The organism is Oscillatoria sp. HE19RPO (assembly GCF_024220515.1).
Taxonomy (GTDB): Bacteria; Cyanobacteriota; Cyanobacteriia; order Cyanobacteriales; family Laspinemataceae; genus Laspinema.
Genome location: NZ_JAMXOT010000010.1, coordinates 1 through 26159, shown reverse-complemented (window position 1 = coordinate 26159; position 26159 = coordinate 1). Strand labels below are relative to the sequence as shown.

The following is a 26159-nucleotide window of genomic DNA, read 5'->3' as shown; positions in this document are numbered from 1 at the left end:
TTGACAATTCTTAACAATATTCGGCAGCAATCGTTAAAAAACTTTATGAGAATGATTCTAATTCTCATGGTAATCTGGGAACCGTACAAGCAATACTGGAGATGTTCCAGGAGAGCCGATATGTTTGAAAACATTGATGTAGTAAGGGCTTGGAAAGACTCAGACTATCGCGATAGTCTAACTCCGGACCAGCGCGATCGCTTACCGGAGAACCCGGCTGGGTTAATTGAACTCTCTGACGAAGATATGTCTTCCATCGCCGGTGGACATCCCACTGTCAGACCTACAACCTGCTCCTGCTGTGGAAGTGCTGTGTTGACCGCCTAAGGGCGAATCCTCCGCAAATATCCTCACATCCAATTCTTGAAATTGGATTTCAACACCCCAGACTTAAATGGAACCCCATTGTTGTGGCGCTAATGCGCCACAGCATTTCTTCCTGTGTTTATCCGTCTTTTGAACCGAAAGAAAACTGTGATTTAGACTCCCTATTCAGGAGGCTGACCCTTGTTGAGAGATTGAAAAAAATCATGTTGAGTGATCCGAACCAAAATCTACTTCCCATCGCTAAAAGCGATGAATTTTTACCGCCCTTAAGTGGTTGGAATACCCTAGGCGGCTTATTTCTGGTGGGGACAGTGGCGGCAGCGGTCACGATGGCGGCGATCGCGGAATATCCGATTACCGTTAAAGTCCCGGCCACCATTCGTCTCACCGGAGAAGTCAAAATCGTTCAAGCTGCTGTAGAAGGAACCATCCAACGGATTGAAGTCCGGGAAAATCAGGAAATTAGTCAAGGGTCAGCGATCGCCATTCTGGATGATTCTCAACTGCAAATCCAAAAAGTTCAGACTCAGAATAACTTACAGAACATTCAACAACAAATTGCTCAAATTAATGCCCAAATTCAGGCGATCGATGGCCAGATGATGGCTGAAACGGAGCGCAGTAACCGGACTGTGGCTTCCGGTAAATCTGAACTCAGCCGTCAGCAAAGGGACTATCAAGACCGCCAAGTCAATACCGTTTTAGAAGTGGAAGAAGCCTTAGCCAATCTGCGGGTTATTGAACAAGAATTAGCTCAGGCTCAGTCTGAAATGAAAGCAGAATTGGCCACTTTATATCAGTTAATTTCCTCTGTGGATACGGGATTGTTTCAAGCATCTCAATATCGAATGGAATTCAATGAAAATATAGACCTCAGAACTCTCTCTAAACAGCAATTTGAACAAATTGCTCAAGAGTCTCCTGTAGAGTCGGCAGCTAATGTCAGGAAAGAACGGGAAAATTTATCCCAAATGCAGTCTGAACTCAGGTCTGCCCAGGCTGATTTAACGGGGATTGAAAGGGCCTTAGCTGCCGCCGAGTTAAAGCGCGATCGCCATCAAACCTTACTGGAAACAGGAGCAATTTCTCGTCAAGTGTTTGAAGAATTCCAGCTTTTATTTGACCAACAAACTCAGGCATTAGCTGCCCAAATTGCCCGAATCGAGTCTTATCAAACGGGAATGAAACAGCAAGAACAGGTGATTGCTGGAGCCGAAGCCAGACTGCAAAATGAATTAGCTGAAGTGCAATTGATTGTTGAACAGCAAAAACAAGCCGTAGCCGCCCAAAAGGCTAGGGTAGAGACTCAAAAACAAGCGATCGCCCGGGAAGAGCAAGCAGTTGCTGCCGCCCAAGCTAAAGTACAACGGGCTAGAACTGCACTCAATCCCAATGATTCTCAAGTGGCGATCGCCCGAGAACAGATAGAAGGAGACCAGGCGACTGGACTGTTGAGAATTGCCGAACTGACTCAACAACGAGCCGCTTTAATTCAACAAAAAATTGACCAGGAGAATCAAGGGAAATTTTTGGAACAAGAACTCGAACAAATCCAGCGACAAATTCAGCAAAAAGTGATTGAAGCTCCAGAATCCGGCAAAATTCTTCAGATTAACTTGAGAAATCCAGGACAAGTCGTCCGAATTGGGGAAGAAATTGCCCAAATTTCGCCGATTCAAGCCCCCCTAGTCGTCAAGGCTTGGGTTCCCTCTTCCGAGATTAGTCAGGTCGAAACAGGACAGAAGGTTTACCTTAGAATTGCGGCTTGTCCTCATCCAGAATATGGAATGCTGACCGGGAAAGTTTCGGCAATTTCACCGGATACGATTTCCCTAGACAATCGGACTGTTAATTCGAGTTTAAATCAACCGGATTTGAATTCATCTGTCGCCACTTCTTCCTATGAAGTAATGATAGAATTGCAGCAATTTTATTTAACTCGAAAATCGAGGATAGGCGCTAACTTTTCAGACTCTTCCCCGGTGAATTCTGGAGAACGGGACGACCAACACTGTTCACTGCAACCGGGAATGCAAGCCCGGGCAGACATTGTTTCTAAAACTGCAACATTTTTAAACTTCATTCTCCGTACATCGAGAATTAAACTGGCAAATTAGAAGAGATTTGGGAATGTTAATGCATTTATTAGCAAGGTTTAAAATTCCTGGCAATTTTTACCCCATCGCTAAAATTAATGGTCTATAAAATCATCGGCTTATCGAAATTGGATGCCGATTTGTTAAAAACTTAGAGAGGAAACCAAATCATGATGATTGATGACACAAATAGCACCGACGCACTCGGGTTAATTGACATGGGACGGGAGTTTGATTTAGGCTTAATTTCCGGGGTGGAAAATTCCCAGCATTCCGGTTGGGATGAGTCGGTGCTTATTTCTGGGTTTAATCCGGCAGTCACCCCTTTAAATGCTCCTCTCATTCCCGGGGAATCAGACTTAGGAATTTTGGGAAGCGATCGCCTCCTGGTGGACGAAGCAATGGCAACTCCCGACTTGGCATTCACCCAGTCTCAAGGCGATCCACTCGTCGGGTTCACCACTCCCATAGGCGAAATTAATCCCTCCTTTGGCAACCTGCCATTAAGTTTTATCCCCCTAGAAAACGGACCCGGAACCCCGCAATTCCAGGTATCCGGTGCTGGACATACAATTCAATTCGCCCAGGATGGATTGTCATTAACCTCATCCCAACAAACCCCCGAAGGGCCTGTCAATGCCACAGTCCAATTGCAATTTATCGGGGCCAATTCTCACCCAGAAATATCGGGATTAAACCCCTTACCCGGTGTTGCTAACTTTTTCATGGGAAATAATTCGAGCGAATGGGTGAGTAATGTTCCTACTTATAGCGGAGTTAGCTATAACGAATTATATCCGGGCATTCACCTAGTTTATAATGGCATAGAAGGGCAATTAAAGCGTGACTTTATCGTGGAACCGGGGGTCAATTCCGACCAAATCCTGCTCAATTATAGTGGGATTACGGGCTTAGATATCCGGGAAGATGGGGCCTTGATTTTGCAAACGGCATTAGGGGAATTAATCGAAACTGCACCTGTCATTTATCAAGAGATTGACGGCAATCGGATTGCCATATCTGGGGGATATCGTTTGCTAGGGGATGGATTAGTGGGGTTTGAAATTGGGGATTATGACCCCAACTATACCCTAGTGATTGACCCGGTGCTAGAATACTCTAGTTATCTCGGGGGTAGCCAGAGCGATCGGGGATTTGATGTTGCGTTAGATCAAGCGGGAAATATTTATATTGCTGGAATTACCCAATCGGCTAATTTTCCCACCGTTGGAGGAATCCAATCGGATAATGCCGGGGAAAGCGATGTCTTTGTCACCAAACTCGACCCTACGGGAACTACAACTCTCTTCTCTACTTACTTTGGAGGCAGTGGCACAGAAGCATCGGACGAAGGTGCTAATGTTTCTCTCCAAGTTGATAATGCTGGAAATATTTATCTTTCTGGTAATACCAATTCCACGGATTTACCTACTACAGCGGGAAGCATTCAAACCTCTTTATCTGGAGAGCAAGACACCTTTGTTGCCAAATTCAACAATACGGGAACCGAACTGATTTACTCTACCTATTTAGGCGGTACTGGGATAGAAACGAACTGGGATATGACCCTAGATAATCAGGGTCAGGTTTACCTGACTGGTGTCACCAGTTCCATGGATTTTCCCTTAGTGAATGCGGCTCAAAATACCTTTGGGGGAATCGGCGCATTCTCCTTTGGAGATGTATTTGTCAGTAAAATTAGTCCCACGGGAACCGAGTTAGTTTACTCCACTTATTTAGGTGGGAGCGAAGATGATGGCGCTTTGGCGATCGCCGTTGATGAAAGTGGCAGTGCTTATGTTGCCGGATATACCGCTTCCGAGGATTTTCCTATCAGTCCCGGTGCTTTCCAGACTCAATTTAATGGTGCTTTTCTGGATGCCTTTGTCACCAAACTCGACCCCAGCGGATCGACGATAGAATATTCTACCTACCTCGGCGGTTCCGGTGAAGTCGATGGAGATTATATCACGGGAATTGCTGTTGATAGTTCTGGAAATGCTTATCTGGCCGGATATACGGATTCTGAAGATTTTCCCACCATTCCCGGGGCATTTCAGCCCAGCTTTGGTGGGGGATTATATGACTCCTTTGTGACGAAACTCAATCCCACGGGAACGGGGTTAGTTTACTCGACATTTTTGGGGGGAAGCGAAATGGACTTCAGTGGACCGATCGCCCTCGATAGTCTGGGAAATGCTTATATTGCCGGGAATACTGACTCCCCCGACTTTCCCACGGTTAATGCTCTGCAACCCTCATTTTCTGGGGTTGCCGATGCATTCATTACCCAACTCAATCCCCAAGGGTCTGAGGCCATTTATTCCACCTTTTTCGGAGGCAGTCAACGAGATTTTATCCTCGGAATAGTTCCCGATGATGCCGGAAATCTCTATGTTACTGGTGGGACGCGATCGCCTGATTTTCCCATCACAACCGGGGCGATTCAAAGTGCAAAAATAGAAGAGGTTCTGGATGGATTTATTGCTAAAATTAGCAACTCAAACCTCACGGTTTCCCCCGCCTATCAAACCTCAATTGAGTTTATCCGTAACCTCCAACTCGATATCCAGTCGTTGTTCTTTGATGAAGGTTTCTATTTAGCAACTAACCCTGATGTGGCAACAGCGGTTAACAATGGTAGCGTAGCCAGTGCCTTTGTCCATTATACCAAATTTGGAAAATTTGAAGGTCGAAATCCTAGTCAATTATTTGACGAACAGGGCTATTTAGCTCAAAATTCTGATGTATCGGCAGCTAAAACCAGTGGGGGAATTGACAGTGGTTTTGCTCATTTCATCCAGGTTGGTTTCTTAGAAGGACGGTCTCCAATTTCTTTAACCTTTAACCCCGGATTCTATTTACAAACTAACCCCGATGTTGCCGCTGCGGTGAATCAAGGCATTTTCCCGAATCCATTAGCTCATTACCTAATTTTTGGGCATCGTGAAGGCCGCCGCATCTAAGTCCGGTTGATCAGGCCCACACTTTTTGACCATTATTTGTAGGGGCGATTCGCGAATCGCCCCTACAAATATCAAGGGAATGCGTAAATTCTCACCGCCATCAAGAAAGACCCGATTCACTAAAAGAATCAGAGAGAAAACCATGTTATTGCTTGATGATTTGTTCTTTGTAGGGGCGATTCGCGAATCGCCCCTACAGATATCAAGGGAATGCGTAAATCCTCACCGCCATCAAGAAAGACCCGATTCACTAAAAGAATCAGAGAGAAAACCATGTTATTGCTTGATGATTTGTTTGAAGAAAGCTATTACTTGCAACAAAATCCCGATGTAAATTTAGCCGTAACCCAGGGAGGATTTAATTCCGGATTAGAGCATTTTCTCCAATGGGGTCAGGGAGAAGGCCGAACTCCGAGTGCCTGGTATAATGAAGCCTATTATTTAGAACAATATCCCGATGTTGCTGCTGCGGTTGCTGGGCAATTATTAGAGTCAGGACTGACTCATTATTTGAGGTTTGGACAACAGGAAGGACGGAATCCGAGTGTTTTATTTGATGAACAATTCTATCAACAACAGAATCCGGATGTTGCCGAGGCGATCGACCCGGTAACCGGATTTAGCAGCGAACTGCATCATTATCTCACTTATGGGGAAGGCGAAGGACGCATCGCCTATTCGCGGATCGTGCCGTTTTGGGATGAAGCGGCACAGCAGGCGGTTCGCAATACGAGTCCGGGTCCCACGATCGCCTCCCGTGCTTATGGTCTGGTGCATACAGCGATGTTTGATACTTGGGCGGCCTACGACTCAACGGCGATCGCCACTCAACCGGAGAACCGCCTGCAACGGCCTCGGGAAGAGAATACAGAACTGAACAAAAGTGAGGCAATGAGTTATGCCGCCTATTATATATTAAGCCAGTTATTTCCCTCACAAATTGAGTTTTTTAATACCCAAATGCAGCAACTCGGGTATAATCCTTCTCCGAGGAATCCCGACTCGAATACGGCATCAGGTTTGGGGTATTTTGTGGCTGAAAATTTACTGGAATTTCGACAACAAGATGGGTCTAATGCCTTAAATAACTATCAGGATATCACCGGATATCAACCCGTCAATCATCCCGATATCCTCAGCGATCGCAGTCGCTGGCAACCCTTGCGAGAACCCCTAGACGACCCGAACGGTCGAATTCAAACCTTTCTCACCCCTCACTGGGGAAATGTAATTCCCTTTGCCTTGAACTCTGGCGCTCAATTTCGACCCCCAGAACCGCTGAAAGTTGACAGTCCTGAGTTTGCTCAACAAATGGCCGAATTAATAGAGATTAATGCCAATTTGAACGATCGCCAAAAAATCATTGCTGAATTTTGGGAAGATGGAGCAGGAACATCTTTTCCCCCGGGAACCTGGATGACATTTGCTCAATGGATTAGCGATCGGCAAACTCATAGCTTAGATCGGGATATCCAACTATTTTTCACCTTGAGTAACGCCCTATTTGATGCAGGAATTGCCTGTTGGGAGACCAAAACATTTTATGATTCGGTCCGTCCAGTGACCGCCATTCGGAACGCATTTGCCGGAGAAATGATTCAGGGATGGGGCGGTCCTGGACAAGGAACTCAGACCCTTGATGGTGCTCAATGGCAACCCTATCAACGCTTAAACAATCCCACTCCGCCCTTTTCCGAATATGTTTCCGGACACAGTACCTTTAGTGCCGCCGCCGCCGAAATTCTCCAACGGTTTACCGGATCTGATGAATTTGGGGCCGCTGTCACCATTGCCGTCGGGGATTCTTTTATCGAACCCGGAGTCACCCCAACAACAGAAATTACTCTATCTTGGCCCACTTTTTCCGCCGCCGCTGACGAGTCGGGTCTGTCCCGAATTTATGGCGGTATTCACTTTAACGAAGGAGATATCAACGGGCGCGAATTGGGCCGAAAAGTGGGAGAAATCGTCTGGAATCGCGCCCAATTTTGGATTCAAGGTATCCCATAAATTGTTCTATTTTAGCCTGTTTTTGGGGGTTAGAAATCTGGTTGATATAGCAGTCTTAAATCCGTTGGAAAATGGATCTCATCGATTTCGGTTGCGGTTCCGACGACCTCCGGACCAAGGCGCGGGACCTTCCGAGTCTCGAATCTGCAAAACTTCCCCATTCTCCCGAGTAATCGTGAAGGCATCCAAATCATAACCTTCATATTCTCCCACAACTGTCACTCGTTCCCCTTCTCGGAAATCCAGTTGATGATACCAAGAGGGTCCGGCATCCACGATGACTTGACCCGTCCCGTCATCCAGTATAAACTCGTTACCGACTACACTTCTAATCTCCCCGGAAACAGTTAGTCCCGAAGTGCGCTGTAATTCTCGAATCGGAATTTGGGCGCTGACTGGATTAATCCCTATGACAAACATCAAGGCACTCAGAACGGCTGTAAATGTTGATTTCATCTTCGTTTTACCTCAACTCTGTCTCTACTTTAAACAACAAAGATGACCAGAAAATGACCAAAATCTAGGGTTCAGAAACCGAGGGGGGGGTTCTCTCGGTCATATTTTGGTCATAATCTTAAGGTAAGGTTAATTCAAGTTCAGAAAAACCCGATTCATTAACGGAGGAATCTTGTATGATATTTAATTTAAAGTCTTCCAATCTAATCATGGCCTGTCTTTTGAGTGCCAAAGCCAGCTTACTATTAGTTGCCCCATCTCAAGCTGCACTCAGCAGTTCTCCGGTCGATCTCGCAGGCAATTCTTCCGTAGAAGTTGAAGTGGTTAACCTGACTAACAATTCCCCCACCAATTCCGACTCAGCCTGGTTATTTGGCGATGCCGATGTCGATCAAAATCAAGATGTCGATCAAACTCAGGATGTCGATCAGAATCGCGATCGCAATCAAGCCGGTCAGACTTCCTTTATTCGTCAGGTATAATCTCTAGGTTGCTTTAACAGCCGATTGACCGAGGACTGGGAGTGTCATCCAATTAAGTTTTTCCCGGTTTACACTCCCAGCTTGATTTTCAACCCAGGTAAATTATTGATAATTCGTCAGACCGACTGATTTATGGATATTTTTGACTTTCTATTATCTCCCTATACAACTTCACAGTTTTTTGCGGAAAACTGGACTGAAATAGCTCTATTTATTCCAGGTAAAAGTCGTGATAAATTTGCGGGTTTATTTGGGTGGAATCAATTGAATCATTTATTGAATTATCACTTCATTCCGTATCCGAATTTGCGGTTTTCCTTGGATGGAGAATCGTTACCGGCGACCCCATCCCATCAATGGCTGGAACGACTGCATCAAGGAGCCACTTTAATTATCGATAGCGTTCATGAACGGGTTCCGGAACTGGAAAAATTGGTGGCTGATGTTCGTCAACAAACCGGATATCGCAGCCAAATTAACCTGTATTGTTCGCCGAGTGACCAACAAGGATTTAATTGTCATTATGATACCCATGATGTGCTAATTTTGCAAATTGAGGGGGAGAAAGACTGGTTTGTTTTTCCGGAAACTGTTCCTTTTCCCGTCACCGGGATGCGTTCTAAGGACCAGATTCCGCCAGATGTGCCGCCTTATTTGGAATGTCGGTTGCAACCGGGAGATTTGTTGTATATTCCTCGGGGACATTGGCATTATGCGATCGCCAGTTCTAATCCCTCCCGCGATGACTATTCCCCATCCCTGCATTTGACCTTAGGAATTGATTGTCAAACCGGGTTAGATTGGATGAAGTGGTTGGGGAAAGAATTGCAGGAAAATACTCAATGGAGAGCGAGTTTGCCGGTGATTCCGTCAGGAGATAGAACCGCAGTGCAACCCTATATGGAACAGTTGCGCGATCGCCTGGTTGAATTCCTGGAAAATCCCGAAACCATAACGCGGTATTTAGATGATTTAAACTATCGCGATCGCACCCCACTTCCCTTTGCCTTCCCCCATCAACTCGGTAGCCAAATTTTCGACTTCGGACTAGAAACTCGATTTATTCCCTCTGTCTTACATCCCGTGCAAATCATTTCCCTTGAGGACCATCAAACTCAAGTGATTATCGGTGCTAAACAAGCGACAATTAAAGGAATTCCTACCGATATCGTCGAAAAACTATTTCGTCCCGGAGGATTTACTCTCTTAGATTTAGCCGACTGGTGTCCCTCCTTGGATGTAGAAACCGGCGTGATTCCCCTCTTGACTCGGTTAGTCACTCAGGGAATTTTATTTGTAGACAGTTCCTCCTCAATTGAATAATAAAATTTTCGGTGAACTTCCCCTTCTAACCACCGGCCAAACCGGCGTAAAAATATGATTAAACCGGCTCGATTTGCAGAAGGTTTGATTGCCAATTCTAGCGCTTTTTTCATTGAGTTCCGTTGCTCAGGGAAGGAAGCGGAGAATCGTTCATAACACTGATATAAATCCGGAGTATAACATTGGTCTTGTTCCATCACCAATTCAAATCCCACTCTAATCAGACGTCGAGCAATCCAAGCACATTGTTTTTTGACTTGATGTGAATAATCTAAAGCATGGGGAGATAAACATTCCAAATTCTTTAAAGTGGTGGCTAAATCGACTTGCCAAGTATAACTATAGCTAATCAAGTCAGGACCGGGCTTAACGTTCAGGGTTTCTGGGAGAAAATCACCAGCAATTTGCAAGCTTTGGGTTTGAATAATCACCGGCCAAATGGAATCAGTTTTTTGGATTGATTTATCTTCAAAGAGGATTAACTCTACTTTTTTGCAAAACAAATACCGTCTGTTCAGAGTTTGGCAAAGTTGCCGGGACTGTTCAATATCTTCTGGGGTAATTTCCCCGGATAATAGGGCAAAACTATCTAAATCAGAGCCGTTCAAAATTGCCAAACCGCGCGGGACCGAACCGCGCAGATAAAGTGCTTGTAAGCGCGAGGGCCAAATTTGTAGACAACTTTGGCGTAGTTCCTGCACTAAAGAGGTCCAGGGTGGGAGTATTTTATCCGGGTGACAATCATTGAGAATAAAACCCTCTTTATCCGTTGGAAACAGGTGACCCAATGGGAGAATTTTAGTCATGGATATTAACTAGATTATGAATCAAGGGTTAATGAATTATACCAAATCCGTTTGTTAAAAGTCGATTTTCTCTTCAGCCCGCACAGGCGGGCTTTGTCCGTATAGCCCCACCCTTTAGGGTGCGGGTTGTTATAGAATTTTGGGAATTGAATTCCGTATTAACGGTAAACGAATGGTAAAAATTGAACCTTGATTCAGGATGCTAGATACCTCCATGTTACCGCCATGAATTTGCACAATTTGCTGGGCGATCGCCAATCCCAGTCCAAAGCCTTTTGCGGTTTCATAGCGTTTTTTATCCACCCGGTAAAACCGTTCAAAAATATGAGAGAGCGCATCAGGCGGAATCCCAACTCCCGTATCTTTGACCTCAATGATAGCCCAATTTTCTGCTGTCGATACAAAAACCTCAATGTTTCCGCCGGCTGGAGTATAGCGACAAGCGTTACTCAAGAGATTGATAACCGCTTGTGGGAGCAAACTCATATCCGCTTTGATGGGAATAACAGTCGGGGTGCAATGATAGGTTAAGTCCAGGGATTTGGCTTGAGCTTCTGGGAAAAAATCAGCGACTAATTGCTTCAAAATAGGAGCTAAATCCACGGGATTTAAAGACTCAGAATTTAGCCCTCCTTCATGGCGAGCCAAAAATAACAATTGACCGACTAAATCGCTCATTTTCTTGGTGGTTTCAACAATCTTTTGTAAGCGATTCTTCAAGGGGATGCAATCTTCCCCATCGTCTTGTAACTCTTCCAAATCCGCGAGATCCATTAACCCTACCTGAGCATTACTCAAGACTGCCGCTAAGGGGGTTCGTAATTCATGAGAAGCATTTGCGGTAAACCGCTGAAGTTGTTCGCAAACCATTTCTAAGCGTTGATTGCTAGATTGTAAGTTCACTTCTCGGGTAGCTAATTCTTGCTCAAGTTTGTAAAATAGATGAATAGACAAGAAAAACCCCAAGACACCCACTCCGGCAGAAATACATAAAATATTCCAAGTGACTTGGCGATAAAATTTTTGATGAACTTGGCGCTTTTCTAGTAATTTTTCCTCAGCTTCAGCAAAGCGGTCAATTAATAAGCGGGCTTCATCCATTGTCGCTTTACCTTCTTCCAACCATTCATACAGTGCATCAGCCGGAACCCAAATTTCCGGAGAATCTCGCAGTTGTTTAATGTCGGATTGAAGGGTAACTTTTTGATTGAATATTTCTAGGTTTTCCTGGGTAATACTCTTAATTTCTTGGAGAAGCAGGGTCTGTTCTGGGTTGTCCGTGACTAAATATTGTAAGCGTTCTAAAGAGCCAGGAATTATCGTAATAGCTTGGTTATAAGGGGTTAAAAACTCTTCCCTAAATGTCAAGCCATACCCCCGCACTCCGGTTTCGGCATCAATTAGGGCATTTAAAAGGCGTTTAGTTTCTAGGCGGACAATTTGCGTATGTTGAACCCATTCTTCATCTTCAATTAAGCTAACTTTCAACCAAGCGAATGCAGATAAGGTGGTAAATAAACAAGTTACGGGAATGGCAATAATCAGAGTGCCACGAATGCGAATCGGCAGTTTATTCCAGAAGGTTAGAGAGATTTTAAGCCCATTCATTGATTAATTATTCTGAGGTTCAAACCGATAACCCACCCCATAAGCGGTTTCAATCCAAGTTTCTATTTCCAATTCTTGCAGTCGCTTTCGCAGGCGTTTCACCCGAGAAGCGACGGCATTACTTTCCGGTTCTTCCCCCCATTCCCAGAGGGCTTGTTCTAGGCGATCGCGACTGATTACTTTACCCGGATTTCGCATCAAATATTCTAACAGTTGAAAATCCCGACTGGCAAGTTTAATACTGCGTTCTCCTCGGGTTAAGCGCATGGTATCCAGATTTAAAGATAAATCCCCCACTTCGAGAATATCCCCAATCCACAGCGGCGATCGCCTGCGTAAGGCGCGGACCCTTGCTAACAATTCCTCCACATCTACAGGTTTAACCAAATAATCATCGGCCCCCGCATCTAATCCCCTCACTTTATCCGCCGTCGTATCTTTTGCCGTTAACATTAAAATCGGCGAAGTTTTCCCCCCTTCTCGATAGAATTCACAAATAGAAACCCCATCTTCTCCCGGTAACATCCAATCTAAAATCAGTAAATCATAGTCCTTTTCCCCAATTAACCATCGCGCATCAGTTCCCTCCGCCACCCCATCTACAATATGTCCCGAACGAGTCAAGGCATTATGCAGGGGTTCGAGTTGTTCTGGGTCATCTTCAACTAATAAAATTCGCATCACAAACCTCGGTTGAAAACTGATTTATCCGTTTGATTTCGAGCAATCCTGAACGGGGACATTCCCAGTCCCGAGAATCGTCCCGTTCCAGATTGCACCCATCCATCTGTAGCCCTATAATAGTAGAGCTTAGACCCATAAATCATTCGCACTGAGCATCGATGGCGTGACATTATCAATAATTCCTAGAACTTGATTGAACTGCGGGACTCGAATCGCGGTCCCCAAGTCGATCGCTTCTAAACTCAAGTCAGCAAATGTTAATCCTGGACTCAGTTGAATGCGATCGAACCCGATTTCAAAATCCAGAACGCGATCGGCGGTTGCCAAATCGGTGGCGGCAGTTTCTGAGGATAAAACAAACACATCATTCCCCGGTCCTCCGGTCAAAAAATCTTGTCCTAAATCGCCACTGAGGGTATCATTGCCTTCCCCTCCATCCAGAAAATCTGAATCTTTTCCCCCAAACAGCAAGTCATTTCCCAGATTCCCCAAGAGCATATCTTGGCCCTGATTTCCCCAAAGGGTATCATCCCCTTTTCCCCCAAATATAATATCATTGCCACTCAGACCCAACAACATATCTTGACCTGCATTACCGGAGAGAACATCATCAACTTCTCCCCCGAATAAGGTATCATTTCCTGACTGGCCATTGATAGAATTTGGGATGATGGGATTTCCGGCGATTACATCATCCATCAGGGTTCCCTGAAGCGGATTCTGTCCCCCGGTATTTTGCCAATTCAAGGGAATAACTACGGGGGAATTGCCGCGAATAATGCTGATGGCATCGAAGTCTTCTACATCATCGCGATCGCCTACAATTGTTAACCGATCGCCGATGTTTAAATTGAACCCATTCCAACTCCCCCCCTGGGGTTCTACCCAAATTTGGCCGGTACTATCTTGGAGTAAAAATTCATCCTCCCTCACGGCGGCGACTGTCCCGGCAATGGTTACTATCACATCCGGTTGAACCGGCAATTGACCAATAGTTTGCAGGGGACTGGTGTTTAATGGAGTAGACACCACCGGAGGAGTCGGTTCAGGAACCGGAGGAGTCACACCGGGTAAGGCAAAAATTTGGATGGGTTCTGGGGAATTAGTCCGGGTAATGCTGATGGCATCGAAGTCTTCTACATCATCGCGATCGCCCACAATCGTTAACTGATCGCCGATATTAACATTCACCCGGGTTCCATTCGCCGGTTCTACCCAAATTTGGCCGGTACTATCTTGCAGTAAAAATTCATCTTCCCTCACGGCGACGACTGTCCCCGAAATGGTTACTATTACATCGGGTTGAACCGGCAATTGACCAATATTAACGACCATGTTTGTAGTTCTTCTGGATTGATATTGTTTTCTACTCCTCTTGACAATATCAAACGATTATGACCCAAAAATGACCAGATGATCTGCGGGTGCGATCCTCCCAAGTCGTTCTATGTTGGAACCGGACTCTATCCCGTATTCCGGTGGAAATGCAGAGCGTTTCTAACGGGATAAAACCCCTTTTCAAATCCGCTAATTTTTCCGTATAATTACAGAATTGCCGAACGAAACAACAGCGATTCTATCCAGTCGCTTCTATGAAACGGCGCTCGTCATTGCGTAATTTTGCGGAAAAAGGGGACAAATGTCATTGGTCATTGGTCATTGGTCATTGGTCATTGGTTATTTGTTATTTGTCACTCGACGAAGGACCAGGGACCAAGGACCAAGGACCAATGACCAAGGACCAAGGACCAAGGACCAAGGACCAATGACCAAGGACCAAGGACCAAGGACCAAGGACCAAGGACCAAGGACCAATGACCAAGGACCAAGGACCAAGGACCAATGACCAATGACCAATGACCAATGACCAGGGACCCATGACCAACCCATCCTAGAGCACCAAAAGTTGGCCCAGTCCAAAAGCGGTAGCACGAAAACGAAGACTTTTGCTATGCTAAAGGTCAAAGTACCAAAGGGATGGCGGGAATTGAGCCCCAGCCAACTGGCTTCGGCCTTCAAAACCTCCTTCCGATCCCCTTCCGAATCCCCTGCTTTTCTCAGGAGTTGAGAGTTAACGATTGCGATACCCAAACGCACAGTATAACTCAAAACTCGTAACTAGGGCAAATCCTCTAGGATAGAGAGATTAAAGGGTTCAGAGATGGTGGAATGCTTCTGAAGGTGCTATTCAAACCATAATTGTGGAGAAATGACCAGGGACTGAAGCCACTGAAAAGAATACTCTTGAAGGGCGAGGTGCTTGTCGTTTGATCTCAGTTAGGGTAGAAAGCAGGTTCTTACGCGCCAAATGTGTCGGTAAAGGGATTAAGCCATGTTTGAACGCTTCACAGAAAAAGCTATTAAAGTGATTATGCTGGCCCAGGAGGAAGCACGCCGCCTGGGACATAACTTCGTCGGTACCGAACAGATCCTCCTGGGTCTCATCGGAGAAGGTACCGGGGTTGCAGCAAAAGTGCTCAAGTCAATGGGGGTTAATCTCAAAGATGCCCGCATTGAAGTCGAAAAAATTATTGGTCGCGGTTCCGGTTTCGTGGCAGTGGAAATTCCGTTTACGCCTAGAGCCAAGCGGGTTCTGGAGCTTTCACTAGAAGAAGCGCGTCAACTCGGCCATAACTACATCGGCACTGAACACCTGCTACTGGGATTAATTCGCGAAGGCGAAGGCGTCGCAGCTAGGGTCCTAGAAAACCTCGGGGTGGACCTCTCGAAAGTCCGGACTCAAGTGATTAGGATGCTTGGAGAAACCGCTGAGGTGACCTCTGGGGCGAGCAATGCCCGGACCAAGACTCCCACCCTGGATGAGTTTGGGGCGAATTTGACCCAAATGGCGGCGGAAGGGAAGCTGGATCCGGTGGTGGGGCGTCAGAAAGAAATTGAACGGGTGATCCAGATTCTGGGTCGCCGGACCAAAAATAACCCGGTGCTGATTGGGGAACCTGGGGTCGGTAAAACCGCGATCGCCGAAGGATTGGCCCAACGGATTGCCAACAATGACGTGCCGGATATCCTCGAAGATAAACGGGTCGTCACCTTAGATATCGGGTTACTGGTTGCCGGGACCAAATATCGGGGTGAATTTGAAGAACGCCTGAAGAAAATTATGGATGAAATCCGCTCGGCGCGGAACGTCATCCTGGTGATTGATGAAGTCCATACCCTGATTGGGGCTGGTGCTGCTGAAGGGGCGATCGATGCGGCAAACATCCTTAAACCGGCTTTAGCCCGGGGTGAATTGCAATGTATCGGGGCGACCACCTTAGATGAGTATCGCAAGCATATCGAGCGGGATGCGGCCTTAGAACGCCGATTCCAGCCGGTGATGGTGGGCGAACCGACGGTGGATGAAACCATTGAGATTCTGTTTGGTTTGCGCGATCGCTACGAGCAACACCACAAACTGAAAATCTCCGATGAAGCCCTGGATGCGGCAGCCAAACTGTCCGATCGCTACATCAGCGATCGCTTCCTACCGGATAAGGCGATCGACCTGGTAGATGAAGCCGGTTCTCGGGTGCGGTTGATTAACTCCCAACTGCCTCCTGCTGCCAAAGAACTGGACAAAGAACTCCGGCAAGTGCTCAAAGACAAAGATGATGCCGTGCGTTCTCAGGACTTTGACCGCGCTGGAGAACTGCGCGATCGCGAAATGGAGATTAAAGCCGAAATCCGCTCGATCGCCAGTAACAAAAAAACCGGCGTCAGCGATAGCGAACTCTCCCCCGTCGTCACCGAAGAAGACATCGCCCAAATCGTCGCCAGTTGGACCGGCGTTCCGGTGAACAAACTCACCGAATCCGAATCCGAGAAACTGATGCACATGGAAGACACCCTGCATCAACGTTTAATCGGTCAAGAAGAAGCCGTTAAAGCCGTCTCCCGCGCCATTCGTCGTGCCCGGGTCGGCCTGAAAAACCCCAACCGCCCGATCGCCAGCTTTATCTTCTCCGGTCCTACCGGCGTTGGTAAAACCGAACTGACTAAGGCCCTTGCGTCCTACTTCTTCGGTTCCGAAGAAGCCATGATTCGCTTGGATATGTCCGAGTACATGGAACGCCACACGGTGTCCAAGCTCATCGGGTCACCTCCGGGTTATGTCGGGTATAACGAAGGCGGACAACTCACCGAAGCCGTTCGTCGTCGTCCCTACACCGTGGTCCTCTTCGATGAAATCGAAAAAGCCCACCCCGATGTCTTCAATATGCTCTTGCAAATCCTTGAAGACGGACGCCTCACCGATGCCAAAGGTCGCACGGTAGACTTCAAAAATACCTTGCTGATTATGACCTCTAATATTGGGTCGAAGGTGATTGAAAAAGGTGGCGGTGGACTCGGATTTGAATTCTCGGAAAACCAAGCCGATGCACAGTACAACCGCATCCGCAGCTTGGTCAACGAAGAACTCAAAAACTACTTCCGTCCGGAATTCCTCAACCGATTGGATGAGATTATTGTCTTCCGTCAGTTGGTCAAGGACGAAGTGAAACTCATCTCGGAAATCATGCTGAAAGAAGTCTTCAGCCGCTTAACCGAGAAAGGTATTACCTTACAAGTCACCGATCGCTTTAAAGAACGGTTGATTGAAGAAGGTTACAATCCGGCTTATGGTGCGCGTCCTCTGCGCCGTGCCATTATGCGTCTGTTAGAAGACGTTTTAGCTGAGGAAATCCTCTCGGGTCGAGTGAAAGACGGCGAGACGGCGATCGTGGACATCGGGGAGGAAGGTCAAGTGGTTGTCCGACCCGGTGAACAGCGTGAACTTCTGCCGCAAGCTGCGGAATAGATCAAGACTGGATCAGGTGGCAGTCGCCTCCATCGTGGGTTAGAAGACTGCTCCTGATACGGAATCCGGTTGTCAAAGGTCTATGAAAACCCGCAGGCTGAAGCCTGGGGCTATACGGACGAAGCCCGCCTGCGCGGGCTAAAAGCGAAAACCTGCTTTTACCAACCGGATTTGGGATTATACCGATTTCAAAGCCTTAAAAAAAAGGGTAGAGAATTGAATTCTTTACCCTTTTTTATTTCGGTATTGAAGCTGAGTAAATTAACGTAAAAAGCTACTAACCAACCACAAGACAAAAAAGGTAAAACTAGCTGCTAAACCATCAGCGGGAAATAGCACACCCACACTGGTTAACCAAGTGCCTAGGGGCGCACCAATCAGCAATCCTCCCAGCAAGGCAACCACGGTGATCGCCAACGCACGACCGAATTTCTTTTCTTTCCGATTGAGAAAATAAAGACCGACGCCAACACCCAACGCTAATGCTAAAGGTGCAGAAGCGGGTTGCAATAAACTCAAAAGACTCAAGGCAAAAAAACCGCCTGCTGGCCAGATAATATCAGACCGAGAGGGTGTATCTAACAGTCCTTGTAACCACGCTGGAGCCTCTTTTGTCGGAGAGGGGGGTGCACTCGGCATGGTGCGGACTTCCCGTTCAGCAAAGCGAATTCGTTCTGGGACTTTAATTTTGCCCTCTTGACGCTGCCGTAGACGCTGCATCAGAATTTGATCATAAGCCGCTTCAATGAGATCAACTTGTTTGCGATCGCCACTATGGAGTGCGCTCATGCGAGTGCGGGCTTCTTGGATTTCCTCAAACGAAGCGTTTTCTGAGACTCCTAACTGTTCGTAGCAACTTAATTCGCTCATCTGATTTTTTTCTACCTCTTATTTAAACTACCATTAACGGTCACCTATCCACAAGTCCCTTGCTTGAATCACCCGGATCGGGGTCAAGCTACTTAAAATAACGACTTGTAGACTCAATCATGATTATATTTTTTCCGAGATTGCGTGGCAAAATCGGGGATGAACAGGGGAGTTGTCAAGAGTCCCACTTTGAAATCGAGTCCTCATACAAAAATTGGTGTTCCCTTGGAGTAATTCCTAGAATAACGTGACTGCTTTCCCATCGTCCCGAGGCGATCGCAGACATTCCCTAGACAATCTGCCCAACGGTGTCTCAACTGTAACTCAAACCCCCAGATATTGGGCATTCCTCTTTAGTGTATCTTGCCCACCTATGCCCCCGAGATATCCGTTCCTTTTTGCCAGTTGCACCGGGGATCACCCAGAGGACTTACCCATAAACCCCTTATGCTGTAGGGTTGATTCGCGAATCAACCCTACAGTTAGGGTTTTATATGAAATAATGCGTAAGTCCTGGCCCAGAGGGCGATCGGCAATTCCAGATAGGTCAGGGGTCATGCCATCTCAAAGCGAGTTCCAAGTCCCCACCCTTTGTCAAGACATACGGATATATTCTCTCATCCGCCTTCCCCGGGCCAGTGTAGGTCCTACATTTGGTCCCCAAGCTAGAACAAATTTATCCTACGAGTTGCGGTTCAATATTGATAATACCCATCTAGTCAACTCAACTATGAATCAATCCCAGAATGCTTTAATTATTGGTGCAAGTCAAGGAATCGGACTCGGGTTTGTGAAAAAATGCTTAGAAACCCCAAGTATTTCTACCGTCTTTGCAACCTATCGCCATCCCGACTCTGCCGCCGAATTATTAAACCTGAGTCGCCAACATTCCCAGGAACTGATTTGCCTACCAATGGACATCACCGACGAAGCGCAAATTCAAGCAGCGATTGCTCAAATTCAACAGCACACCAACTCCCTCCATTTCGCCATCAACTGCGTCGGACTATTACATGATTCCACCCTGCAACCAGAAAAAAGTTTGCGGCAAATCAACTCAGAAAACTTAATGCGTTATTTTCAAGTCAATAGCATCGGTGCCGTATTATTAGCCAAACACTTACTCCCCCTATTCCAACATAATCAGCGCAGTATTTTCGCCACCATTTCCGCGAAAGTCGGCAGCATCGGCGACAATCAACTCGGCGGTTGGTATGGATATCGTGCCTCAAAAGCTGCTTTAAATATGCTCATGCGAACCGTTGCAATCGAATACCCGCGCAAAGGCTCAAAGGCGATCGTAGTCACCCTCCATCCCGGCACCACCGACACCCGCTTATCCAAACCCTTCCAGCGCAACGTTCCCCCAGAAAAATTATTCCCCATAGAAAAAACCGTCTCTCAACTCTGGACTGTTTTAGAAAACCTAGAAGAAACCGATACAGGTGAATTTTTCTCCTGGGATGGCACTCGTTTACCTTGGTGAAGTTATAACCTGTTGATTTTACGGTACAGCACAAGTGCTAATTTCCTATTTGATATATCGAGGCAACAGTTGTTCAAAAACAAAGCAAAATTCCTGAAGTTTTCCCGTTGAATTGGGCTTGCTAATCATTGTTAATAGCACTTTAGCATCTCGCTGACTTAGTTCCTTGGTTTTGCGTTTACTGCTAAAGCCAAAGAAACCCACAATTGCCCGGTATCGCCTATCTTGTAAACTTTTTGCATTTAATTGTAGGATATCAATCGTTGTATTAGCAGCGGTATCATTCTCCTGATAGGGAGACACCTTCCCACGCCATCCATAGATAAATCTTCTTTCACAATCTTCTTGGCAGGGTGAAACAAATTGCTCCTCATTCCACCATCCTCCTTTGATTGGCGCACCATAACCATGAGAGATATCTCCGCCATCTTTTGGAAAACAAGCGACCATATTGCGATATTCAACATCCTCTAAATAGGTCTTTCCCGGATTGGGGACTGTTCTACAAACTGATTGAGGCTTAATATGTTCAATATGAGAATCTTCCTCGGATATGCTTACTCCTGTATAGGCACAAAGAAATCCCTGTTCTCTTAACAGATAATTTTTTAAAACTGTATGTGCTTCTTTTCCTTGGAGTGCCGCATAACTACAGTCTAGCCCTTCATTTTCCTTGAGCCACTCTAAAAATTCTCTAGGGGGATGGGTTTTTCTAATCGTTTTCATAGTTTTGTAAGAGTTCAAGTCTATCGAAAAATGAAGTAGCTTCTTGCAGTTCAGGAAAGTCACCCACTTTTTGGGTGAGGGTGTGAATCAGTTCTCTAGCTTGGGAATAGTTTTCGGCATCAATGGTATCAAATATTTGCTCTAAATCCTCTTCAATTTTAATATCTCTGGCTGAGGCTCCCATCAGATTTTGTAAAATCCATGAGCTATCCATCCCTAACCCTTGCTTAGGGGTAATGGTACGGATTTTACCTGCATCATCTTCATAGAGAATCCGCAGGCATTCGGGTTCAATTTGACCAATGACTTGGGGGGAGTGGGTGGTGCAAACAAATTGAATGGAAGGAAAGGTGGTTCTGAGGTCATTGACGATACGCCGCTGCCATTTAGGGTGGAGATGCACATCAATCTCATCAATCAGGACTAACCCGGGTGTTTGTTGCAGAATAGGGGGTATAATTTCGGGATTGGGGTCCACGACTTCGGTCAAGAATTTAGTATTTTGGTTGACGACTTTAATGGCAATATCAGCAATTAGCGCAACCATCATTTTTTGCCCTGCACTGAGGTGGCTGAAGGGAATGGGTTGATGTTTCAAAGAGACAACAATTTCAGCCCGATCGCCATCAAACCAGAGGTCATCTGCTCCCGGAATACAGCGTAAAATAGCCCATTTAACCACATCATAGCTTGGGCGCATTTTTCCACTGCGTTGTAAAGCTGCGATCGCCTCTTTCTGGAACCAAGTTTGCAAGTCCGCCAAACGAATCCGTTCCTCAAAGCAATCATAAAAAGCATCCCATCTGCGGTTCATCCCTTGTTCCAATTTAGCGGTTTTGCGACTGGCGTTAGAAGGCAGCCAAGTTCGACCCGCTCCATAATAAGCAATCACCGGGAACCAAATCATTGCTCCCCATTGGTCGTTTTTAAACAGATTGCTAATCGAATCAATGACTCGTTTTGCCTCTGTATTCGAGGTCCGAGAACCGTTTATTTTGATTTGTCTACACCAATGATTGTAATAAGAATAATCCTCGTGAATCATTCCTATTGCTTGAATAATCACAGGTTTACATTCAAAAAACCTGGTAATTCCAGCGTGTTTAATAGGTTTTAATCGAATCTCATTCGGCAATATATTTCGTTTGCTATTAGAAAGAGTGCTATCCGGTGGATTGACCAGCCATACCCCAGCCGCAATCGCCAAAGCATCTAATAGGCTGGTTTTCCCCGTCCCATTGTCACCGATGAGCAGGGTAAATTTGGGATGAAGTTCTAAACTATACTCTGAGAATTTTTTAAAGTTATGGATAATTAATTTATCAATTCTCATCGCCTTATAATTCTTGCATGAAAATAAAAATTATAGCATACATCACAATATTTTTTCTCAAAAATTCAAAAGTAAAAGCCTGTTGATTCTGTGGATTCTGTCGAGTCGGGAGGGAGAGGCTGACACTCTTAGGAAGAATTATTCCATAGATTGAGGTTCAGGGTTGAAGCAGGACCTGTATCTCTGGAGGGGCGATTATACCAAATCCAGGTATCAAAAGTCGTTTTTGTAGAATAGCCCGCGCAGGCGGGCTTTGTCCGTGTAGCCCCACCCTTTAGGGTGCGGGTTTTTATAGACCTTTGAATAGCGGATTCCGTATTATTCGCCCAGGATGTCCCTTCCTTTCGGGTTGCCTCTCCCAAGAAAGCGTCAGTTCAGGGACAGTTTTTTGGAGGCTTTGGTAGAGTACAATCCTAGGTCACAAGTCAAAAACAACTGAATTACCGGGAAACAATTCCTGACCATTGTACTTTTTTTTGCCCGTCTCGGCGGTAGGAAAAGAAGTTTTCGGGGTCTTGATAGGTGCAATGGGGGGAAATGGCAACTTGTTTAGAAGTTATCCCCAATTGCTCTAACTGTAACTCAATGGTTCGTCGGACATCTAGCCTTGCTTTTCCGGGTTCGGAATCGGGTAAGATGGGGGAATTATCGAAGTCTTGAACGGTTTTTAAAATGTCCTCCGAATTGTCTAAATCAACTAGACTGGCACAGGTTTGGATGGCAACTTCGGTGTTGACTTGATACACTGGGCCGGAGATGGCGGGCCCGATCGCCACTCGTAATTGCTCCAACTGACTCCCTTGGTTCAGCATCTGAGCGATCGCCACCGCCACAATATTTTCCGCAGTCCCTCGCCATCCCGAATGCAACGCCGCCACCTGTCCCGTTTGCATATCCCCAATCAATACCGGCGAACAATCTGCACTACAAACCCAGATTGCTTCCTGGGACCCTGCACTGAGCAACCCATCCGCCTCCGGTTTCTGGGGTGCATCCTCTTTTAAATCTTCTTCCCGAACCTGGGGAGTCAACATCTGCGTACTCAACACCGTATTCCCATGCACCTGTTTGACGCGATACACCGATGCCGTGGGTTGCAACACCTCCACCAACTCCTGTGGCGATCGCGGCCAAAATTGCTGAGTAAAAAAGCCGTGAGGCCAAGGTTCCAGTAAACTACAAGTCAGATAGGGCAGTCCGTTCCAATTCCGCCAGTGCCAAGTATGCATCTTTGGTTTGAAGATAAATAATTACTCAAGGAATGATTCAGGGGAGGAGCGACAGGCTCAGACTACAATCCCAACTGGAAGAAATCCCAAAATTTTTCAGTGTGAATTCGCATTTTATGCTACCTTAGTCCACGGACTCTTTACGCGAACCGCTCCTGTGGGCCTGAATCAAGACTGCATAGAAAATTTTCTGCTGTGTCTGCGATCGCAGCACACCGTCAACCCGGGAACGACCGACAAGGGTTTCTCCTCACACCCGTCCTTGTCGCCGTCATCCCTCAACTTTTCTATTCACCTCTTCGAGCAAGTCGCCTCCACCAATCAAACCCTCTGGACCCTCCTGGCCGACGGTGCGCCCCCTGGAACGGTGGTCATCGCCACCCGTCAAACGGCGGGAAAAGGACAGCGGGGACGTCAGTGGGACTCATCTCCTGGGGGTCTTTATCTCTCCCTGGCCCTAACCCCCAACCTCAACGCTCGGGATGCACTACTGCTGACCCTCTGTAGCGCCTGGGGACTAGCAACCACCTTCCGCGCCTACAATATCCCAGTCAGCCTAAAATGGCCCAACGACTTGATTCTCGACGGCTACAAATTGGGGGGTATCCTCACGGAAACCAAAATCCATCAGGGACAAATTACCAAAGCTGTCGTCGGAGTGGGCATTAATTGGTCCAACCCAGTCCCCGAAACCGGGATTAACCTCCAAACCTTCCTAGGCGATCGCCCTCATCCTGAGATAACATCTCTGGAAATGTTGGCGGCCCTCACCCTCTGGGCAGTCGCCTCCGGATATCAAACGTTTGATCAGAAAGGAGTAGGGACTTTGCTGCCATCCTACCAAAACCTGATGGTTGGCATCGGTCAACCCCTTGCTGTCGAAGGTTCGGCAGGGGTTATCCTAGGCGTCAGCGATACGGGAGAACTGCGTGTTCGTCTGCACGAATCGTCGCCATCGGATCCAAACTCTCCTTTCACAAGTGCTTCTACGACCGAAGAAATTGAGTTGATGCCCGGTACAATTAACCAGGGGTATCCCATTCTCAGGGCCTAACTGCGCGGTGTTTGCTGTGTAGAACCCTGCTTTGAAACCGTTAATCCTTCTAGGAATCTATAGCGAAGAGCGAATTAAAATGAGCCAGCGAAATCCACTTTCCCGCACTCCTTTAAGTATTATTTGTCAGGTTTCTCTCCTGTTGCAGGGACTCGCGTTGATTCCCTCCCTCAGCTTGCTTGGTGGAGATGCAGATGCTAACGCGCAGACTCCATCGGATGCAGCAGACCCTTTTGGTCAAGCTGAAATGGCCCCCCCTCCGGTTGAATCGCTTCCCTCAGAACCGGAAGTCTCCACCAGCGCCGAACTCTTGCAACCCTTAGAAGGTGCTGATTATTCAGTGTCGGGATTCGGTGAGGAAACCCCGGTTGACCCTTGGGTTGGTGAGGATGCCTCTCCGGACCCCTTAGATACTGCTGGAGTGACCCCGTGGTATCCTGAATCGGACTCAGCCCCTGAGACCCTGATGGCGCAACCGGACCCCATTGGAGACTACAACCGCGAGGCGATCGCCCCTGCGGAAGATTACTCGACCCCGGAAACCGCCAGCGCCGAACCCACCCTCCAAAATATCCACCAAAGCAATCTTTACGTCGATCCCACGGATTATAGTCTCCCCACCCCCGAAGACTCCCCCGTTGCCGAAGCGAGTGCCGTAGCTACACCGGCAGAGTCGGACTCCTTAACTGGCACTGCACCTCCTCCACCGGAAGTCGTGGAACAGGCGGAGTGGGTTGAACCACCCATCCAGGAAGCATCTCAGGAGATAGAACAGCATCGTTACGCAGAGGACCGCCTGCCGGTTCCGGCATCCATTCAGCAAGCACAACAGGCGAATCTCTACAGTCCCGCCTTGCAACCCCTGGAACCCCCGGCGATCGCCGCCCCTGTAGGCGCTGCCTCCGCACCCGCTGAACCCGTTTACTATGCAGAACCCGAACCCTCTTACGCCGCACTGCCGCAAGTCCCCGTTAGGACTGCTCCTACCTACCCGCAAGCGTCAGCAAAAGCTGACATTGACGGCATCCACTATCGCACCAAAACCGCTGCGCGCAACTTCGACTGGAATCGTCTGAGACGGTCCAATCGTCCCGGGAACGGCAACACCAGCATGATTTTCCCCCTGGCAATTCCTGCTGAAATTACCTCCTTATTTGGCTGGCGGACCCATCCAATTTTTGGGGACAGCCGCTTTCACTCCGGTATGGACTTCGGTGCACCGACTGGAACTCCCGTTGTCGCTGCCTATAGCGGTACTGTCTCGATCGCCGATTGGATGGGAGGCTATGGTCAAACCGTAGTCCTGCAACACCAGAATTCCACCCTGGAAACCCTCTATGCTCACCTCTCCAATATCTTTGTCCAACCCGGAGAAGTCGTAGAACAGGGTCAAGTTATTGGAGAAGTCGGCAGTACCGGCAACTCTACGGGACCTCACCTCCACTTTGAACTGCGTGAGTTAACTCCAGAAGGCTGGATGGCAATGGATCCAGGCACTCAAATGGAATATGCTCTAGCCCAATTCATTCGGTCCCTAGAGACAGCCCCCCAAATTGCCACTCCCACCTCGGGTAACTCCCCCCTGACGACCCTACCCTCTTTAGATATGCCCGCACCCCCTCCCCCCCTGGCATTCTTGAACCCTCCCGTCAATCTAGAAACGGCTTCAACAACCTTACTAGATGTTCCCACGCCACCCCCAGTCCCGTTACCTCCGGTTCCAGTCACCCTAGAAATCACCATCCCAGCAACGGAGTAATCGTCCCAGTTCGTAGTAACGACTTCAGTCGTTATCTTTCCCAGTTCGTAGTAACGACTTCAGTCGTTATCTTTCCCAGTTCGTAGTAACGACTTCAGTCGTTATCTTTCCCAGTTCGTAGTAACGACTTCAGTCGTTATCTT

General features: G+C 47.1%; 20 protein-coding genes. 10 read left to right on the top strand and 10 right to left on the bottom strand.

All coding sequences use genetic code 11. From position 1 onward, the window contains the following. Nucleotides 1–120 precede the first annotated feature (120 nt). From NG833_RS01155 to NG833_RS01140, 4 genes are all read left to right on the top strand, one after another. A complete protein-coding gene (locus tag NG833_RS01155) occupies nt 121–327 on the top strand; it encodes a mersacidin/lichenicidin family type 2 lantibiotic (protein WP_254563499.1) in 207 nt (68 codons plus the stop codon). 203 nt (nt 328–530) lie between these two features. Continuing rightward, nucleotides 531–2444, top strand: a complete 1914-nt coding sequence (locus tag NG833_RS01150) for an HlyD family efflux transporter periplasmic adaptor subunit (protein WP_254563498.1) — start codon at nt 531–533, stop codon at nt 2442–2444. Between the two features lie 149 nt (nt 2445–2593). Then, the gene (locus NG833_RS01145) at nt 2594–5389 is read left to right on the top strand and encodes an SBBP repeat-containing protein (RefSeq protein ID WP_254563497.1); all 2796 of its coding nucleotides are present in this window, start codon (nt 2594–2596) and stop codon (nt 5387–5389) included. 273 nt (nt 5390–5662) lie between these two features. Next, a complete protein-coding gene (locus tag NG833_RS01140; protein WP_254563496.1) occupies nt 5663–7399 on the top strand; it encodes a vanadium-dependent haloperoxidase in 1737 nt (578 codons plus the stop codon). 78 nt (nt 7400–7477) lie between these two features. Here the strand turns inward: NG833_RS01140 and NG833_RS01135 are convergent, their stop codons facing one another. Beyond that, on the bottom strand, nt 7478–7855 hold the full coding sequence (locus tag NG833_RS01135; protein ID WP_254563495.1) for a DNA-binding protein: 378 nt from the start codon (nt 7853–7855) through the stop codon (nt 7478–7480). Between the two features lie 176 nt (nt 7856–8031). Here NG833_RS01135 and NG833_RS01130 point away from each other — a divergent pair, with 176 nt between their 5' ends. Both NG833_RS01130 and NG833_RS01125 read left to right on the top strand, forming a co-directional pair. Beyond that, complete coding sequence (locus NG833_RS01130) at nt 8032–8337, top strand: hypothetical protein (RefSeq protein WP_254563494.1); 306 nt, start codon at nt 8032–8034, stop codon at nt 8335–8337. Nucleotides 8338–8469: 132 nt separating this feature from the next. Further along, complete coding sequence (locus tag NG833_RS01125) at nt 8470–9660, top strand: cupin domain-containing protein (RefSeq protein ID WP_254563493.1); 1191 nt, start codon at nt 8470–8472, stop codon at nt 9658–9660. Here the strand turns inward: NG833_RS01125 and NG833_RS01120 are convergent. The 4 genes from NG833_RS01120 to NG833_RS01105 all read right to left on the bottom strand — a co-directional run bounded on the left by NG833_RS01120 (nt 9618) and on the right by NG833_RS01105 (nt 14093). After that, nucleotides 9618–10466 carry a hypothetical protein gene (locus NG833_RS01120; protein WP_254563492.1) on the bottom strand — a complete coding sequence of 283 codons (849 nt, stop codon included), beginning with the start codon at nt 10464–10466 and terminating at the stop codon, nt 9618–9620. The two genes, NG833_RS01125 and NG833_RS01120, sit on opposite strands and share 43 nt — an antisense overlap. Nucleotides 10467–10595: 129 nt before the next feature. Then, on the bottom strand, nt 10596–12074 hold the full coding sequence (locus NG833_RS01115) for a cell wall metabolism sensor histidine kinase WalK (protein ID WP_254563491.1): 1479 nt from the start codon (nt 12072–12074) through the stop codon (nt 10596–10598). 3 nt (nt 12075–12077) lie between these two features. Then, nucleotides 12078–12755, bottom strand: a complete 678-nt coding sequence (locus tag NG833_RS01110; RefSeq protein WP_254563490.1) for a response regulator transcription factor — start codon at nt 12753–12755, stop codon at nt 12078–12080. 129 nt (nt 12756–12884) lie between these two features. After that, nucleotides 12885–14093 carry a calcium-binding protein gene (locus NG833_RS01105; protein ID WP_254563489.1) on the bottom strand — a complete coding sequence of 403 codons (1209 nt, stop codon included), beginning with the start codon at nt 14091–14093 and terminating at the stop codon, nt 12885–12887. A 997-nt stretch (nt 14094–15090) separates the two neighbouring features. Here NG833_RS01105 and NG833_RS01100 point away from each other — a divergent pair. Continuing rightward, the gene (locus NG833_RS01100; RefSeq protein ID WP_254563488.1) at nt 15091–17559 is read left to right on the top strand and encodes an ATP-dependent Clp protease ATP-binding subunit; all 2469 of its coding nucleotides are present in this window, start codon (nt 15091–15093) and stop codon (nt 17557–17559) included. 261 nt (nt 17560–17820) lie between these two features. Here NG833_RS01100 and NG833_RS01095 read toward each other — a convergent pair whose 3' ends face one another. Next, entirely contained in the window at nt 17821–18429 is a 609-nt protein-coding gene (locus NG833_RS01095; protein ID WP_254563487.1) for a CPP1-like family protein, read from the bottom strand. A 417-nt stretch (nt 18430–18846) separates the two neighbouring features. Further along, nucleotides 18847–18987, bottom strand: a complete 141-nt coding sequence (locus NG833_RS01090) for a hypothetical protein (protein ID WP_254563486.1) — start codon at nt 18985–18987, stop codon at nt 18847–18849. Nucleotides 18988–19159: 172 nt separating this feature from the next. Here NG833_RS01090 and NG833_RS01085 point away from each other — a divergent pair, with 172 nt between their 5' ends. Next, entirely contained in the window at nt 19160–19915 is a 756-nt protein-coding gene (locus tag NG833_RS01085) for an SDR family NAD(P)-dependent oxidoreductase (protein ID WP_254563485.1), read from the top strand. Nucleotides 19916–19960: 45 nt separating this feature from the next. On the opposite strand, the gene NG833_RS01080 is transcribed toward NG833_RS01085, so the two are convergent. The 3 genes from NG833_RS01080 to pgeF form a co-directional block, all read right to left on the bottom strand. Then, the gene (locus NG833_RS01080; RefSeq protein ID WP_254563484.1) at nt 19961–20641 is read right to left on the bottom strand and encodes a retron system putative HNH endonuclease; all 681 of its coding nucleotides are present in this window, start codon (nt 20639–20641) and stop codon (nt 19961–19963) included. Beyond that, entirely contained in the window at nt 20628–21974 is a 1347-nt protein-coding gene (locus tag NG833_RS01075; protein ID WP_254563483.1) for an AAA family ATPase, read from the bottom strand. Before NG833_RS01075 ends, NG833_RS01080 begins: the two co-directional genes overlap by 14 nt. Nucleotides 21975–22414: 440 nt before the next feature. Next, nucleotides 22415–23203, bottom strand: a complete 789-nt coding sequence (gene pgeF, locus NG833_RS01070; RefSeq protein ID WP_254563482.1) for a peptidoglycan editing factor PgeF — start codon at nt 23201–23203, stop codon at nt 22415–22417. Nucleotides 23204–23360: 157 nt separating this feature from the next. On the opposite strand from pgeF, the gene NG833_RS01065 reads away from it, so the two are divergent. Both NG833_RS01065 and NG833_RS01060 read left to right on the top strand, forming a co-directional pair. Then, a complete protein-coding gene (locus NG833_RS01065; RefSeq protein WP_254563481.1) occupies nt 23361–24257 on the top strand; it encodes a biotin--[acetyl-CoA-carboxylase] ligase in 897 nt (298 codons plus the stop codon). 79 nt (nt 24258–24336) lie between these two features. Then, complete coding sequence (locus NG833_RS01060; protein WP_254563480.1) at nt 24337–26016, top strand: M23 family metallopeptidase; 1680 nt, start codon at nt 24337–24339, stop codon at nt 26014–26016. Nucleotides 26017–26159 lie beyond the last annotated feature (143 nt).

Excerpts from the sequence above, each read along its gene's own strand:
- NG833_RS01090 (WP_254563486.1), bottom strand. The coding sequence starts at position 18,987 with ATGACCCCTGACCTATCTGGAATTGCCGATCGCCCTCTGGGCCAGGAC.
- NG833_RS01085 (WP_254563485.1), top strand. The coding sequence starts at position 19,160 with ATGAATCAATCCCAGAATGCTTTAATTATTGGTGCAAGTCAAGGAATC.
- pgeF (WP_254563482.1), bottom strand. The coding sequence starts at position 23,203 with ATGCATACTTGGCACTGGCGGAATTGGAACGGACTGCCCTATCTGACT.
- NG833_RS01145 (WP_254563497.1), top strand. The coding sequence starts at position 2,594 with ATGATGATTGATGACACAAATAGCACCGACGCACTCGGGTTAATTGAC.
- NG833_RS01125 (WP_254563493.1), top strand. The coding sequence starts at position 8,470 with ATGGATATTTTTGACTTTCTATTATCTCCCTATACAACTTCACAGTTT.
- NG833_RS01100 (WP_254563488.1), top strand. The coding sequence starts at position 15,091 with ATGTTTGAACGCTTCACAGAAAAAGCTATTAAAGTGATTATGCTGGCC.
- NG833_RS01110 (WP_254563490.1), bottom strand. The coding sequence starts at position 12,755 with ATGCGAATTTTATTAGTTGAAGATGACCCAGAACAACTCGAACCCCTG.
- NG833_RS01140 (WP_254563496.1), top strand. The coding sequence starts at position 5,663 with ATGTTATTGCTTGATGATTTGTTTGAAGAAAGCTATTACTTGCAACAA.
- NG833_RS01150 (WP_254563498.1), top strand. The coding sequence starts at position 531 with ATGTTGAGTGATCCGAACCAAAATCTACTTCCCATCGCTAAAAGCGAT.
- NG833_RS01115 (WP_254563491.1), bottom strand. The coding sequence starts at position 12,074 with ATGAATGGGCTTAAAATCTCTCTAACCTTCTGGAATAAACTGCCGATT.
- NG833_RS01135 (WP_254563495.1), bottom strand. The coding sequence starts at position 7,855 with ATGAAATCAACATTTACAGCCGTTCTGAGTGCCTTGATGTTTGTCATA.
- NG833_RS01130 (WP_254563494.1), top strand. The coding sequence starts at position 8,032 with ATGATATTTAATTTAAAGTCTTCCAATCTAATCATGGCCTGTCTTTTG.
- NG833_RS01105 (WP_254563489.1), bottom strand. The coding sequence starts at position 14,093 with ATGGTCGTTAATATTGGTCAATTGCCGGTTCAACCCGATGTAATAGTA.
- NG833_RS01075 (WP_254563483.1), bottom strand. The coding sequence starts at position 21,974 with ATGAGAATTGATAAATTAATTATCCATAACTTTAAAAAATTCTCAGAG.
- NG833_RS01080 (WP_254563484.1), bottom strand. The coding sequence starts at position 20,641 with ATGAAAACGATTAGAAAAACCCATCCCCCTAGAGAATTTTTAGAGTGG.
- NG833_RS01155 (WP_254563499.1), top strand. The coding sequence starts at position 121 with ATGTTTGAAAACATTGATGTAGTAAGGGCTTGGAAAGACTCAGACTAT.
- NG833_RS01060 (WP_254563480.1), top strand. The coding sequence starts at position 24,337 with ATGAGCCAGCGAAATCCACTTTCCCGCACTCCTTTAAGTATTATTTGT.
- NG833_RS01120 (WP_254563492.1), bottom strand. The coding sequence starts at position 10,466 with ATGACTAAAATTCTCCCATTGGGTCACCTGTTTCCAACGGATAAAGAG.
- NG833_RS01095 (WP_254563487.1), bottom strand. The coding sequence starts at position 18,429 with ATGAGCGAATTAAGTTGCTACGAACAGTTAGGAGTCTCAGAAAACGCT.